At 66.0% G+C, this 14476-nt stretch carries 15 protein-coding genes; 2 read left to right on the top strand and 13 right to left on the bottom strand.

Annotation, left to right across the window (positions count from 1 at the left end; all coding sequences use genetic code 11):
- Positions 1–15: 15 nt before the first annotated feature.
- The 13 genes from G3A50_RS07225 to G3A50_RS07165 all read right to left on the bottom strand — a co-directional run bounded on the left by G3A50_RS07225 (position 16) and on the right by G3A50_RS07165 (position 12041).
- Positions 16–801, bottom strand: a complete 786-nt coding sequence (locus tag G3A50_RS07225) for an amino acid ABC transporter ATP-binding protein (protein WP_163074615.1) — start codon at positions 799–801, stop codon at positions 16–18.
- 5 nt (positions 802–806) lie between these two features.
- Positions 807–1460 carry an amino acid ABC transporter permease gene (locus tag G3A50_RS07220; protein ID WP_163074614.1) on the bottom strand — a complete coding sequence of 218 codons (654 nt, stop codon included), beginning with the start codon at positions 1458–1460 and terminating at the stop codon, positions 807–809.
- A gap of 100 nt (positions 1461–1560) precedes the next feature.
- A complete protein-coding gene (locus G3A50_RS07215; RefSeq protein ID WP_163074613.1) occupies positions 1561–2445 on the bottom strand; it encodes a transporter substrate-binding domain-containing protein in 885 nt (294 codons plus the stop codon).
- A gap of 326 nt (positions 2446–2771) precedes the next feature.
- Positions 2772–3512, bottom strand: coding sequence for a GntR family transcriptional regulator (locus tag G3A50_RS07210; RefSeq protein ID WP_210255242.1), 741 nt, complete (start codon positions 3510–3512; stop codon positions 2772–2774).
- 106 nt (positions 3513–3618) lie between these two features.
- Positions 3619–4611 carry an acrylyl-CoA reductase (NADPH) gene (gene acuI / locus G3A50_RS07205; RefSeq protein WP_163074612.1) on the bottom strand — a complete coding sequence of 331 codons (993 nt, stop codon included), beginning with the start codon at positions 4609–4611 and terminating at the stop codon, positions 3619–3621.
- 12 nt (positions 4612–4623) lie between these two features.
- Positions 4624–5298 (bottom strand): acrylate utilization transcriptional regulator AcuR, encoded by a 675-nt coding sequence (gene acuR / locus G3A50_RS07200; protein ID WP_163074611.1) that lies wholly within the window; start codon positions 5296–5298, stop codon positions 4624–4626.
- A 57-nt stretch (positions 5299–5355) separates the two neighbouring features.
- The gene (locus G3A50_RS07195; protein WP_163074610.1) at positions 5356–5601 is read right to left on the bottom strand and encodes a hypothetical protein; all 246 of its coding nucleotides are present in this window, start codon (positions 5599–5601) and stop codon (positions 5356–5358) included.
- A 33-nt stretch (positions 5602–5634) separates the two neighbouring features.
- The gene (locus G3A50_RS07190; protein WP_163074609.1) at positions 5635–6915 is read right to left on the bottom strand and encodes a TRAP transporter large permease; all 1281 of its coding nucleotides are present in this window, start codon (positions 6913–6915) and stop codon (positions 5635–5637) included.
- Positions 6912–7502 (bottom strand): TRAP transporter small permease, encoded by a 591-nt coding sequence (locus G3A50_RS07185; RefSeq protein WP_246252215.1) that lies wholly within the window; start codon positions 7500–7502, stop codon positions 6912–6914. The genes G3A50_RS07190 and G3A50_RS07185 overlap by 4 nt, the downstream gene beginning before the upstream one ends.
- Positions 7503–7634: 132 nt before the next feature.
- Positions 7635–8627, bottom strand: a complete 993-nt coding sequence (locus tag G3A50_RS07180) for a TRAP transporter substrate-binding protein (protein WP_163074608.1) — start codon at positions 8625–8627, stop codon at positions 7635–7637.
- A gap of 24 nt (positions 8628–8651) precedes the next feature.
- Complete coding sequence (locus G3A50_RS07175) at positions 8652–9746, bottom strand: mandelate racemase/muconate lactonizing enzyme family protein (protein ID WP_163074607.1); 1095 nt, start codon at positions 9744–9746, stop codon at positions 8652–8654.
- A 585-nt stretch (positions 9747–10331) separates the two neighbouring features.
- On the bottom strand, positions 10332–10757 hold the full coding sequence (locus tag G3A50_RS07170) for a GlcG/HbpS family heme-binding protein (protein ID WP_163074606.1): 426 nt from the start codon (positions 10755–10757) through the stop codon (positions 10332–10334).
- A 504-nt stretch (positions 10758–11261) separates the two neighbouring features.
- Positions 11262–12041, bottom strand: a complete 780-nt coding sequence (locus G3A50_RS07165) for a DeoR/GlpR family DNA-binding transcription regulator (protein ID WP_163074605.1) — start codon at positions 12039–12041, stop codon at positions 11262–11264.
- Positions 12042–12579: 538 nt separating this feature from the next.
- Between G3A50_RS07165 and G3A50_RS07160 the strand changes: the two genes are divergently transcribed.
- Together G3A50_RS07160 and G3A50_RS07155 are read left to right on the top strand one after the other, a co-directional pair.
- A complete protein-coding gene (locus tag G3A50_RS07160) occupies positions 12580–13125 on the top strand; it encodes a TRAP transporter small permease subunit (RefSeq protein WP_163074604.1) in 546 nt (181 codons plus the stop codon).
- Positions 13125–14462: a TRAP transporter large permease gene (locus G3A50_RS07155; RefSeq protein ID WP_163074603.1), complete on the top strand. Its 1338-nt coding sequence runs from the start codon at positions 13125–13127 to the stop codon at positions 14460–14462. The genes G3A50_RS07160 and G3A50_RS07155 overlap by 1 nt, the downstream gene beginning before the upstream one ends.
- Positions 14463–14476 lie beyond the last annotated feature (14 nt).

Raw genomic sequence — 14476 nt, 5'->3', positions numbered from 1 at the left:
CGATCGATGGGGGCTTTAGCGATTGAGGATGTGGGCGAGGAAACGGCGGGTTTTCTCTTCGCGGGGCGTGGAGAAAACGTCCTCGGGCGGGCCTTCCTCGACGACATCGCCGTCGGCCATGAAGATGAGGCGGTCGGCGACGCGGCGGGCGAAACCCATTTCATGGGTCACCACGACCATGGTCATGCCCTCGCGGGCGAGCGTGCCCATCACGTCGAGCACCTCATGCACCAGTTCGGGGTCGAGCGCGGAGGTGGGCTCGTCGAACAGGATCAGGCGCGGGTCCATCGCCAGGGCGCGAGCGATGGCCACGCGCTGCTGCTGGCCGCCGGAAAGCTGGGACGGGCGCTTGTCCATGTGATCGGCCAGGCTGACGCGGGCGAGCTGCTCGGCGGCGCGGGCCTCGGCCACCTGCCGCGACACGCCGAGCACCTTGCGCGGGCCGATCGCCACGTTCTGCAGCGCCGTGAGATGGGGGAATAGGTTGAAGCGCTGGAACACGAAGCCGAAGCGGCGGCGCTGCAGGGCGAGCTGCGATTCCGGCAGCGCCGACCATTGCGGCGGCTCGCCGACATAGGCGCCGCCGATCGGTTCGCCGTTCAGCTCGATGGTGCCGGCGCTCGGCACTTCCAGATAGTTCAGGCAGCGCAGCACCGTGGTCTTGCCCGAACCCGAGGGCCCGATGAGCACCAGCGTCTGACCGGCCATGACGTCGAAGGAGATGCCCTTGAGGATCTCGCGCTCCCCGAAGCTCTTGCGCAGCCCCTTCACGGAGAGCAGCGGCTTGTTGTGGGAGGTCATGGCGATCACCAGGCCGGAAGCCGCCGCTCGATGATCCGCGAGATCCACGAAAGCACCGAGATGATGGCGTAGTAGTAGATGGCGAGAAGGGCAAAGATCTCGAGCGGCACGAAGTGCGAGGCGATGATCGCCTGCCCGGAGCGCGTCAGCTCGTAGACCGAGATCACGGACAGCAGCGAGGTGTTCTTCAGCAGCGTGATGACGTCGTTGGTGAGGGCGGGCACCATCGGCCGGATCGACTGCGGCAGCAGGATGTAGATGAGGATCCGGCCCTGCGTCATGCCGATGGACTTGGCCGCCTCGGTCTGCCCTTTTTCCACCGAGCCGACGGTGCCGCGCACGATTTCTGCGACATAGGCGGCGCAGTTGATCGAGAGCGCGATCACGCCGGCCCAGAACTCGCCGAGCCGAAACCCCATGAGGGGCAGGCCGAAGAACACGATGAAGATCTGGATCAGCAGCGGCGTGCCGCGGATGAAGTCGACATAGCCGCGCACCAGCCATCTCGCCCAGCGCCATCCGCCGAGCGACACCAGCCCGAGCGCGATGCCGCTCGACAGGCCGAGCACCGTCGCCAGCGCGGCGATCTTGAGCGTCATCACCGTGCCGACGGCCAGCAACGGGATGGCCATCTCCACGATGCCCCAATCAATACTCATAGGCTGCGCATCCGCGATTTTCGGGCCGGCAAAGCCGGCCGGGGTGTGAGGGGCGGGCACCCGGCCCGCCCCACGCCTTGTCGTCGGGTCCGAGGGCGGCTCAGAAGGTCGGCGGCTTGTCGGCGAGCTTCATCTTCGTGCCGAACCACTTCTCCTGCAGCGTGTAGATCTCGCCATCGGCCTTCAGCGCGTTGATGCGCGCGTCGAGGAAGGCGATCAGGTCGACATCTTCCTTGCGGGTGCCGATGCCGGCCCAGTTGCGCGGGCCGATGTCGCGCACGATGGCGTATTTGCCCGGCGCGTCCTTGACCACCTGGGTGAGGGTGGCGAGCGAGTTGATCACGCCGTCGACCGAGCCCTGCGCAAGGGCGAGATAGGCCGAGGGGTGATCGTCATAGGTCTTCACCTCGGAGAAGCCCTTGCCGGTGTCGGCCTTCAGCTTCTCCTCCAGCTTGGTCTTCATGGTGTCGCCGGCCGAACCCAGCTTCACGCCGAGGATCTTGCCGGCCATGCCGTCGAGGTTCTTGATGGTGTCGACGTCGGAGGCGCGGATCAGCATCTCCTGTGTCGCCTCGGTGTAGGGAATGGAATAGCCGACCTTGGCGACCCGCTCCTTGGTGTAGGTGAGCGAGGTCATGATGAGATCGAAATTGCCGGCATAGAGCGCGGGAATGACACCGGCCCAGGCGGTGTCGATGAACTCCACCTTCACGCCCAGCGGCTTGAAGATCGCGTCGGCCAGATCGATGTCGTAGCCGACGATTTCACTGCCCTCGCGGAAGGCGAACGGCCGATAGGACGCCTCGACGCCGATGCGCACGACGCCGGCCTTCTTGATGTCCTCCATCGTCAGCGGCGCGGCCATGGCGGGGGAGGACCCGGTGGCGAGGAGGGTGGGAGCGGCCACCGCAAGGGCGAGCAGCGAGCCGGAAAACTGCAGAAAGCGGCGGCGGGAAACCGGGGGCAGGGATCGGTTGGATGACATGGCAATCTCGCTTTTCAAACGCTTCAGGTCGACCGTCAAGGGAAGATCAGATTGCATTCCATCTGATTTAATTGAATATATACAGCTACTTAAATGTTATACCTAGGCGCCGAATGCCCAATGATTGCGCGCCCGCTGCCTGCGCAGGCGCCACCCTGCCCGGCCCTGTGGCACGAGCGGAGCGGGGATGAGGCGCAAGGGCGCGAATTTGGCGGGATCTTCGGGGCGTTAGGGCCGGCACGCCTTCGCGATGGCCCCGGCGGGCCGGGCGCGGCGGGCGGCGGGGCTGCCGACAATTTGCGCAGCCTGAATCGGGCGCGCGGATGTCAGGCCGAGAGGGTGGCGGCGGGAGGATCGGACAGGGCGGCTGAACGGGTGAGCACCGCGCAGACGGTTTCGCCGGTGCGCAGCAGATGACGCTGCCACACCCGGCGGGCGGCCTCGGCGTCGCGCGCGTGCAGCGCCTGCATCAGCGCCTCATGCTCGCCGACCGATTCCTCCCAGCGGAACGGATCGATGATCGCCATGTAGCGCCCGCGCCGGGCCCGCAGCATAAGGCCGGCATGGGTGGCGATCAGCACTGGGTTGCCCGAGGCGCGCACGATCCGGTCATGGATGGCGCTGTTGATCTCGAAATAGGGGTCTTTTTCCTGCCGCTCGTAATGAACGCGCATGGATTCGTGCAGCGCGTCCAGTGCGTCGAGTTCCCGGGCGCTGATGCGCGTGGCGGCGATCTCGGCGGCAAGGCTTTCCAGACCGGCGATGACCTCGAACAGGTTCGAGGCCTCCTCCGGCGTGAACGACATGATGCGCGCGCCCTTGTTCTGCGAGATCTCGACGAGGCCCTCGACCTCCAGCAGCTTCAGCGCCTCGCGCAGCGGGGTGCGGGAGACGTCGAGCAGTTCGCACAGGCTGCGCTCGACGATACGCCCGCCGGGGGGAAGGTCGCCGCGAATGATCCGGTCGCGCAGCGTGTCGGCGACCTGCTGGGCGAAGGGCACGCGTCGTGACAGGCGGGGCCGCCTCGGGGGAGATTTCGCGCGCCTGGCCTCGCTGCTCTGCGTCACCACGTCTTTTCCGTCGCCACTGAAAACCGGCCGGCGGATTCGAGGCCGCCGGATCGGTCCTAGTGATACTCCTTCCGGGCGCGGAGGGAAGGGGAGCGCGGCGCCCTCAGCCGATGTCGGGAGCGATGGGCACCACCAGGCGCCCGCGCACCTTGCCCTCCAGCAGGGCGGGCGCGACCGCGAGGACCTCGGTGAGCGGGAGTTCGGTGACCATGCGCTCCAGCTTCGTCCTGTCGAGATCGCGCGCCAGGCGCTGCCACGCCTGCGCGCGCTCGGCCTTGGGGCACATCACGCTGTCGATCCCCGCCAGCGTCACCCCGCGCAGGATGAAGGGCGCCACCGTCGTCGGCAGGTCCATGCCGGCGGCCAGCCCGCAGGCGGCAACGATGCCGCGATAGCGGGTGGCGGCGAGCACATTCGCCAGCACAGGACCGCCGGCGACGTCGATGCCCCCGCTCCAGCGCTCGCGCGCCAGCGGGCGGCTGGGGGCGGAAAGTTCCGCGCGGTCGATGATCGTCGCGGCGCCCAGCTCGGTGAGGTAGCCATGCTCGGCCGCGCGCCCGGTGACGGCGGCGACACGGAAGCCGAGCCCGGCCAGCAGGCTGACCGCGACGCTGCCCACCCCGCCCGCCGCGCCGGTGACGACGATCTCGCCGTCGCCCGGCGTCAGGCCATGACGCTCCAGCGCCATGACGCAGAGCATCGCGGTGTACCCCGCCGTGCCGATGGCCATGGCCTGCCGGGTGCTGATGCCCGCGGGCAGGGCAACCAGCCAGTCGGCCTTTACCCGCGCCCGGCCGGAAAGGCCGCCCCAGTGCGTCTCGCCCACGCCCCAGCCATTCAGCACCACGCGGTCGCCGGGCTTGAAGGCGGGCGAGCTGCTTTCCGCCACCACGCCGGCGAAGTCGATGCCCGGCACCATGGGAAAGGCGCGGACCACCGGCGAGGTTCCGGTAATCGCCAGCGCGTCCTTGTAGTTGAGCGTGGACCAGGCGATGTCGACCAGCACCTCGCCCTCGGGCAGCTGGGCGGTGTCGAGGCGGGTCAGCCGGGCGGACTGGCCGGCCTCGGATTTCTCGATGAGAAGGGCGTCGAACATGGTCGGCTCCGATCAGTGTCCAATCAGGCGAAAGAAGCTGGCGGCGAAGGTGTGAAGCGGGGCGGCGCGCTGCTCCAGCTTGGCGCGCAGCACCGCGCCCTCCCAGCCGATCCAGAAGAAGGCGGCGAGCGCGTCGGGGTCGTGCTGCGGGTCGATCTGGCCTTGGTCGCGCGCCAGACGGAGGCATCGCGCGGTGCGTGCCTGCCAGTCCTCAAGCGCCAGGGTGAGCGCCGCGCGGAATTCCTCCGGCAGCGCGCCCATCTCCTGTCCGAGATTGCCGATGAGGCAGCCGCGCCGGAAGCCATGCCGCGCCATGCCGCGTTCCGCGTCGTCAATGAAGGCGCGTAGCCGGCTAACTGGATCGCGCGTCTCGTCGTCGAAGCAGCGGTCGAGCCGGGCGGCGAAATAGGCGCGGTACGCCTCGATGAGGGCGAGGCCGAACGCGGCCTTGCCGTTGAAGTAATGGTAAAACGAGCCCTTCGGCACCCCGGCCTGGCGCAGGATCTCGTCGACGCCAACCGCCGAGTAGCCGCGCTCGGTGAGGAAGGCCAGACCGGCGCGCATCAATTGCTGGCGGGCATGGGCGTCGGCCGGCGCACGGGGCGGGCGACCGCGCCGTGGCGCCGGCGGTTCGGCGACAGGCGAGTCGGCGACGGCGGACGCGGCTATGGCGGCGGGACGGTGCATCGCTATTTAATAGACCGATGCGTCTATTAAAGCAATTCCCGTCCCTTTGCCGTGCGTTCAGTTCGCCAGCGGGCCGATCGCCATGCGCTCGGTGATGAAGCAGAAGCCGTCTTCCTCGATGGCCTCAAGGGCGGCATCGTGGTCGGCGAAGCGGCGGGCGGGAAGGCGGCGGAAGTCCTCCCAGTAGCCGTCCTCATTGATGCGCGGCAGCACGGCCTGGCTTTCCACCGGCAGGATCGCCCAGATCTTCGAGCGGACATTGCCGCGCTTGACCCAGTTCATGATCGCCCATTCCTCACTCACCTCGAAGGCTCCTTCGCTGTTGGCCGCGCATGGTCAGTTCTTCATATGCGCCGGCAGCCACGTCGACAGCGCGGGCACCGCCATCAAAAGCAGCGTGAACGCCAGCGTGATGATGAAGAACGGCATGTTGGCGCGGAACACCTGCCATTGATCGACCTTGGCGATCCGCGCCGTGATGATCAGCGACATCGCCACAGGGGGCGTGATCTGCCCGATCACCACCGCCATGACCATCAGCACGCCGAAATGGATCAGGTCAATTCCGAACAGTTGCAGCGAGGGCATGAGGATGGGGACCAGCACCGGGATCAGCGGGTCGATGAACATGCCGGCGATGATGGCGAGGAACATCAGCGCCAGCAGCCGCATGAACTGGCTGTCGCCGATGGTCAGGGTGTCGATCAGCCCGGCGAAGGCCTGGGGGACATGGGCGGCGGACAGTGCGCTGCCCAGCGCGACCGACAGCGCGACGATGCCGAGCAACTCGCCGGTCATCTGCACCGCCGCGACCGTGGCCTGATAGAGCCCCTTCAGGCTGAGCGTGCGGTAGATGGCGAAGGACAGGAAGGCGGCATAGACCACGCCGAAGGCCCCCGCTTCCGAGGGCGTGAAGGCGCCCGCCACCAGCCCGCCAACGATGAGGCCGGGCATGCCGAAGGCGAGCAGCGCGGCAACACCGGTGCGCCAGATCTCGCGCAGCGAGAAGTTGCCGAAGGCGGGGTAGCCGTGGCGATGGGCCAGCCAGGTGATGGTGACCATGAAGACGACGCCCAGCAGCAATCCGGGAATGAGGCCGGCGAGAAACAGCGCGCTGAGCGAGGTGCCCGTGACCGCCGAATACAGGATCGCCGGCGAGGAGGGCGGGATCAGCGGGCCGATGCCCGAGGACGAGGCGCTGACGCCGGCCGAGAACGCGCCGGAATAGCCGTCGCGCTTCATCGCCGGAATCAGCACCGAGCCGGAGCCCGCCAGATCCGCCGCGGAGGAGCCGATCATGCCGCCGAAGAACACGCTGGTGAGTACGTTGACCTGGGCAAGGCCGCCCTTGGTCCAGCCCACCAAGGCGCGGGCGAAGGTGAACAGCCGCGCGGCGATGCCGCCGGAATTCATCAGGGCGCCGGCATAGACGAACAGCGGCAGCGACAGCAGCGTGTAGCTGGACAGCCCGCCGACCATTGTCTGGGGCAGCGACAGGCCCCACTGGCCGCTGAAATACAGCAGCAGAGCGACCGCGCTGAGCAGCGCCGCCACCATGGGCACGCCAAGCATCAGCAGGACGAGGAGGACGCAGATTCCGATGATCGCCCCGGTCATCGTGCCGCCCCTTCGGGCGCCGCGGCCCCGGCCTTTCGGGCGCGGACGGTGCGGGCGAGATCGACCAGGAAGGCGAGGGCGAGCAGGATGGAGCCGACCAGAAGCGCGGAGGTGAACCAGCCCTTGGGCAGCTTGAGGTAGGTGGTCTTGTCGGTGCCGAACAGCGACACATAGTCGAACGACACGAAGGCCAGATAGGCGAAGGACGCTGCCGAGAGCAGATCGGCGAAGGCGGCCACGACCCGGCGGATCCCCGGCGGCAGGCGATTGGCGAAATGCTCGATACGGATGATCTCGCGCCGACGCACCGACAGGAACATGCCGAGCATGGTGAGCCAGGGGATGAGCGCGATGACGATTTCGTCGGCCCAGATCAACCCGGAATTGAAGAGGTAGCGCAGCGAGGCGTTGGCGAACACCAGCAGCGTCACCGTGACCAGCGCCGCGGCACCCAGCGCCCCGGCTATGCCGTTGATCCAGGCATCAATGCCGTGCTCGTTCTGGCCGAGCTCGACCTCGAAGCCGGCTTCTTCCATCTGCCGGCTGAGGTCTTCCTCCGTCGGCTGAGGCTGCGCGGATAGGCTCATCGCTTGCGATCCTGAAACAACTTGCGATCCTGAAACAAGACGTCCGGTGGGCACCAGCCCGCCGGACGCTTACCTGTCTTACGGCTTAGGCCGTTCGTTTGAACGAGCCCGTTGTTTCCGTCTGGCCGGCGCTCACTTCACCGCGGCCTGAAGGTCGGCTGCATAGGTGCCGCCGGCGATGGCGCCGATCTTCTCGTAGAGCGGCTGCGAGGCTTCGACGAAGGAAGCCCGGTCGATCTCGATGATCTCGTTCTTGCCGGCTTCCTTCAGCTTGGCGAGAAGCTCCTCGTCCTTCTTGGCGCCCAACGCGCGGATCTCGTGGGCGGCTTCGAGCGCGGCTTCCTTCAGCATCGCCTTCTGGTCGTCGGGGAGCGCGTCGAACTTCTTGGCGTTCATCGCGAAGGTGATCGGCGTGTAGACGTGGTTGGAGATGGAGATGTAGGGCTGGACCTCGTTGAGCGAGCGCTCGACGATGTCGTTCAGCGGGTTCTCCTGGCCGTCGATGGTCTTATTCTGCAGCGCGAGGAAGACCTCGCCGAAGTTCATGTTCACCGGCGTGGCGCCCAGTGTCTTGAAGGTCAGGATGCGGGTCTCGCTGCCCGGCACGCGGATCTTCATGCCCTGGAAGTCGGCCGGGGTCTTGATCGGGCGGACCGAATTGGTGATCTGGCGGAAGCCGATCTCACCGAAGGAGAGCACTTCAAGCCCGGCCTTCTCGCGCATCGAGGCCGCCAGCTTCTTGCCGAATTCGCCATCCAGCGCCTTGGCCACCGCCGCGCGGTCGGCGAACATGAACGGCATGTCGAACACCGCCCAGGCATTGTCGAGCTCGATCGCGTCCGAGCCGATCGGGGTGATGTCGATCTGGCCGGTGCGTACCTGCTGCATGTGCACGATCTCGTCGCCGATCGTGGCATTGTCGAACAGCTCATAGGTGAAGTCGTCGCCGAGCTTCGCCTTCATCTTGTCGGCGACCTTCTGCGCCATGATGGTGTCGAAGCCGCCCGTCGGGGAGGGGCTTGCCATCTTCAGGTGCAGCGGATCGGCGAAGGCGGCTCCCGAGAGGAAGGTGGCCCCGAGCGCGAGTGCGCCGAGGGTATGACGAATGTTGAGACGATAACCCATGTTCCCACTCTCCTTGTTGGCCCGTCAGGCGGTGACGAGCGTTTCTTTCAGCATGTCCTTGTTCAGCGTGACCCCGAATCCGGGGGCGTCGGGTATCGCGACACGGCCGTTCACGGCCCTTGGCGGGTCGACGAACATCTGTTCCTCGACCTGCTCGGTGCCGAGATGGATCTCGGCCAGCGTGCCGTTGCGGAATCCCGCGACGTGGTGGAGGCACCACACGCCGCCGCCGCCGGCATCCGACAGGGGTTTGTTGTAGATCTGCGAGAGATGAGCGACCCGGCGGGTCTCGGTCATGCCGCCGTTGTACATGCTGTTCGGCATGAAGATGTCGATGGCGTCATGCTCCACCCATTCGCGAAAGCGCAGCGAATGCCCGTCCATCTGGCCGGCGGAAAGCGGAATGCTGGTGCGCTTGCGCAGGTTTCCAAGGTCGCGGGCATCGACGCGGTTCAGAGGGTCCTCGAACCAGGCGATGTTGTAGGGCTCGATCATCTTGGCGATGCGCAGCGCCTCCTCGGGACGCAGGCCCTCATTGGCGTCGACCGCGAGCAGGATGTCCTCGCCGATCGCCTCGCGCACCGCCGCCACGCGCCTTGCGTCCTCCACCAGACCGCGCGCGGTCCCGACCAGCATCTTCAGGCGGGTGTGGCCACGGCCGATGAGGATGCGCGCCATCTCGATGAGGTGCTCGGTCTCGAAGGCGGCGAAGCCGTAGGTGACATAGGCGTCGGCATAGTCCTTGGCGCCGCCGAGCAGCTGGGCGACGGTGCGCCCGCTGGCCTTGCCGATGATGTCCCACAGCGCGAGGTCGATGCAGGAAAGCCCGGCGAGGTTGATGCCGGTCATCGCGCCGCGCTCGGAGATCAGCGGCTGGAGGCGGGCGTGGATCTTTTCCAGATCGCGCGGGTCCATGCCGATCACCGCCGGGCCGAGATGGTTGGCCACCACCGCCGCCACCCCGTGCCACAGAAAGCGCGACGCCATGCCGATGCCGACATGACCTTCATCGGTCTCGATCTCGCAGATGATGCGGAAATCGTCCTCAATGGGTTTGTTGATCAGCGGCACCGCATTCTTGAAGCGGTGAACACTGACGCGCACATCCTTGATCAGCAAAGCACGTCCTCCGCCCGTCACTGGGCAACTGCGTGGCGCCCCGGGACACCGGGGCTGTGTGTGGGCTCTTCAACAGTCGGCTTGAGCGAGTGGGCCGAAGCGGGTGGAAGAGCTCCCAGCGCCCCGCCGCGCCTGACAGCGTCTCCCGCACGCACGGCCTTCCCGCGGGAGCGGGCGACGCCATGCGCGACGGGCGCGTTGAGATGGGGGGCGATGGATTCGATGCGGTACGGGCAGGCGTCATGCAGTTCCACCGGCGCCAATCTCGTGCCGCCGGTGAACGCCCTGGTCTCCCGGGCGGATAGCTCAAGCATGTCCCGCACCTCGCGAATGAGCCGCGATTGTCGGAACGGAAGGTCAGGGCGTCAAGAAGTGTAGGCGTCAAAATGATGCAATAAGCGTCAATTTGTGCGAATGGCGCTTTTTAGATCATAAATTGCTCAAATGACGTGCAAGTGTAAGTGATTATACATAGTGAAAAACTATCAACGTAATCTGATTAAGTCGAGAAAAGGTACATTAATGGCGCAAGGAATTCGTCCTATGGAGGGCATAGGACTTGATTATACGTAAGATTTATTTTGTTCAGGGCGTCTGGTCGTCGGCGCCGATGGCGGCCAGCCCGGCCCGCGCGACCTCGATGTCCTGCGCCCCGGTACCCGAGCCGACGCCGATGCCGCCGAGGCACTGACCCTCGATGATGATGGGCAGGCCGCCCACGAGATTGGTCAGGCGCTGGCCGGCGGCGAGCTGCAGGTTCACCGCATCCGCCGGATTGAGCCGGCCGCTGGGCTGGCGGTGCGAGGCGGCGGTGATCGCCTTGGACAGCGAGGTCTCGCGCGACAGCAGCTTGGCGCCGTCCATGCGCACAAAGGCGAGAAGATTGCCGCCCTCGTCCACGATGTTGATGTTCTGCGGTACGCCGAGTTCCTTCGCCTTGGCGAGGGCGCCCGCAAGCATGGTCAGCGCGCCTTCATGGGTCAGCTTGAGCGAGGGGCGGGTGGCGGACATGGTCATCCCCTAGTGCATCGACAGCGCGCGCGGGTCGGGCGCGGGAAGGTGGGGAAGAGGAGATGGCCGGGCAGGGAAGACGCGCTCGCACGCCCGTGGCGCACGCCCCGCGCGGGGCGGGTTGCCGCCGGGCGGCATTCGCCATGGAGGCCCGCGCGAAGCGGGGTGCCCGTTTCCATCATGCCTCGATCTCAATTGCGCAGATCGGCAGCTTGAGGCGGTGGGGCGCATCAATAAAATAGTTTTATTCGCTATTTAGTATAGGCGCTCCCAATAGCCGCGCCGACCCACCCAGCGATATGTGTTGTCGGGCGATCAGGCCCGGATTGAGCTTCGCTGAGCTTTGGATTTTCCCCCGACGGGAGAAGGATTTTCGCGCCGGCCGGTGCCGCTGCCCCAGCGTTGCGGGGATCGGGGCGGGCCGCTTACTTGTTTTAACGATTCAAAACTGGAGCTTGCTCATCCAGATGACGGCGCCGGCGCGCGGTGCGCCGCCTGCCGTCTTCAGTTCCCGCCGGCGACGATCTGCCGGATGCCGGCGGCCTCGATCGCCTTCGCCATCGGCTCGGTGGGGGCGATATCCGTGACCAGCGTATGGACGCGCGAAAGGGGCGCGACCTCGAACACCGCGCGGCGCTCGAACTTGCTGTGGTCCGCCAGCACGGTGACGCGATCGGCGCGCTCGATCATCGCCTTGGCGACCTCCGCCTCCTGCAGGTCGAAATCCATCACGCAGGTCGGGTCGATGGCGCCGATGGTCAGGACCGCGTGGCGCACGCGGAACTTGGCGATCTGCTCCAGAGCCAGCGGGCCGAGGCTCTCCCCGGCATCCGCTCCATAGGCCCCGCCGATGAGGAAGACCTTGTGGCTGTGGTTGGCGGCGAGCATCGCCGCGATACGCGGTGAATTGGTGATGGTGACAAGCGCGCGGGCACCGGCCAGGGCCTCGGCAAAGGCGACCGTGGTGCTTCCGGTGTCGATGAACAGGGAATCGTCGGGCTGGAACAGCGGCGCGGCGGCGTCGGCGATGCTCTTCTTGCCTGCCGCATTTTGCGCCATGCGCTGCGCAAACGGCCATTCCTTCTCCATCACCGGCGGCGGCACGGCGATCGCCTTCGCCCCGCCGTGGAAGCGGCGCAGCCGCCCCGCCGCGTCCAGCCGGGCCAGATCGCGCCGCACGGTCTCGCGCGAGACCTGAAGCTGGTCGGCCAGCGCCTCGACGCTCATCTCGCCCGAGCGGGCAAGCAGCGTGAGGATTTCCTGATGGCGAGTGGAATGTTGCACGGCACGTTCCTGGCTTGTCTCGACGCAGGCCCGATGTTCATGCCCGACGCTCGTGCCGCCGGCCGGACGGGAGGGCGGCATTCCGCAGCCGGGCGACGCTGGAATCGGTAAGTGAGCCCCGGCATGTGGTCAATGCGACCGGTTGGTTGAACGCAGGCGACGCCGTTTCGGGCCCTCGCGGGGGCGATGCCTGTGGATATGACGACAGAATGACCGAAACGGCAGGAAATGCAAGCATGTCATGACCGTTCGGTCATATACAACCAAATTATATGCCCATATTGGCCGTATCGTGCGCAAATCGGGCTTCCCTTCGGTCTTGAAAGCGGTATGGTGCTTGCTAGTGCAAACAATAGGGGCACGCACATTAGCTGTGCATGGTGCCGCGGCACGGCTGTTGGCAGCCGCGTCCGGCACGCCCCGCGCCTCACGAGACCCGTGCCACCCGTGCCCGGCGGAGGGGCGTGTCTCCCGCGAGGCCCTGCGGCGCACCCGCGTGGCGGAGCGGGCACCTGTTTGGAAACGACGGAGCGACAGTGTGACTTCGGAAGAGGCAAAACGGACGGAAGGAGGCGCGTGGGGACTGATTGCCCGCTATGTGCGCCTGACGGATCGGATCTCCGACTATGTCGGCTACCTCGCCGCATCGCTCATCTTCTTCATGGGCGGGACGCTGATCTTCGACGCGATCACCCGCAACCTGATCAAGATGCCGGTGCACTGGGCGGTGGAACTGACCCAGTTCACGCTCGCGGCCTATTACTTCATGGGCGGCCCGATCACGCTGAAGAACAACGATCATGTCCGCATGGACCTGTGGTACGCGACGCTCACCGAGCGCGGCAAGGCCAAGGTCGACCTGGTCACCGTGTGGTGTCTGATCTTCTATCTCGGCGTGCTGCTCGCGGGCTCCATCTCCAGCCTGCAATATGCCATCGCCACCGGTGAGAGGCGGTTCTCGATCTGGAACCCGTCGGTGATCCCGATCAAGTCGCTGATGGTCGTGTGCGTCATGCTGATGCTGCTGCAAGCCATAGCGCTCGTCTTCAAGCACATCGCCACCCTGCGTGGGGAGAAGCTGTGATGAGCTATGAGATGATCGCTCTCCTGATGTTCGCGTCGATGGTGCTGCTGCTGGTGAGCGGGCAGCGCGTCTTCGCCGCCATCGGCTTCGTCGCCGCCGCCGCGGCGCTGCTGCTCTACGGGCAGGGCGCGGTCGAGCTGCCGTTCAACCAGGTGTTCAAGCTGTTCAACTGGTACGCCATGCTCACCCTGCCCATGTTCATCTACATGGGCTACGTGCTGTCGGAATCCGGCATCGCGGAAGATCTCTACCGCATGCTGCACGTCTGGTTCGGGCGCGTGCGCGGCGGACTGGCCATCGGCACCATCTTCCTGATGGTCATCATCTCCGCGATGAACGGCCTCTCGGTCGCGGGCATGGCGATCGGCGCCACCATCGCGCTGCCGGAAATGCTGCGGCGTGGCTATGACAAGGTGCTGATTTCCGGCGTGGTCCAGGGCGGATCCTCGCTCGGCATCCTGATCCCGCCCTCGGTGGTGATGGTGCTTTACGGCATGATCGCGCGCCAGCCGGTTTCGAAGCTGTGGTTCGCCGGGCTGGTGCCGGGCCTGATCATGGCGGCTCTGTTCGTGGTCTACATCATCATCCGCGCCCGCATGAACCCGAACCTCGCGCCCATCGTGGCGGAGGAAGAGCTGAACATGCCGCTGCGCGAAAAGCTCGCGCTGGCGCGGGCGGGGATCATCCCCTTCGCGATCTTCTTCTTCATGACCGGGCTTTTCGTCTTCGGCTACACCAGCCTGGTCGAGAGCTCGGCGGTCGGCGCCACCTCGGCGACGCTGGCGGCGGTGCTGAAGGGACGGTTCAACTGGCGGCTGGTGCGCGAGACGTCGATGAAGACGCTCGGCGTGTCCTGCATGTTCCTGTGGCTGATCCTCGCCGCGCTCGCCTTCGGCGCGGTGTTCGACGGCCTCGGCGCGGTGAAGGCGATCGAGTACCTGTTCATCGGCCAGTGGAACCTGTCGCCCTGGACCATCATCATCATGATGCAGGTCAGCTTCCTCATCATGGGCATGTTTCTCGACGACACGGCGATGCTGGTGATCGTGGCGCCGCTCTACATACCGCTGGTGAAGATGCTGGATCTCGGCTTCAACAACCAGCTGATCTGGTTCGGTGTGCTGTACACGATTACCTGCCAGATCGCCTATATCACCCCGCCTTTCGGCTACAATCTCTTCCTGATGCGTTCGCTGGCGCCGAAGGAGATCTCGCTGGTCGACATCTACCGGTCGATCTGGCCCTTCGCGCTGATCATGGCGATCACCATCGCGCTGATCATGGCGTTCCCCCAGCTCGCACTCTGGCTACCTGAACACATGAACGTCAGGGGCTGAGGAAAACGGCCGGC

Origin of the sequence: Ancylobacter pratisalsi, from assembly GCF_010669125.1 — a bacterium.
Classification (GTDB): domain Bacteria; phylum Pseudomonadota; class Alphaproteobacteria; order Rhizobiales; family Xanthobacteraceae; genus Ancylobacter; species Ancylobacter pratisalsi.
This window is presented reverse-complemented; position numbering and strand designations above follow the sequence as displayed.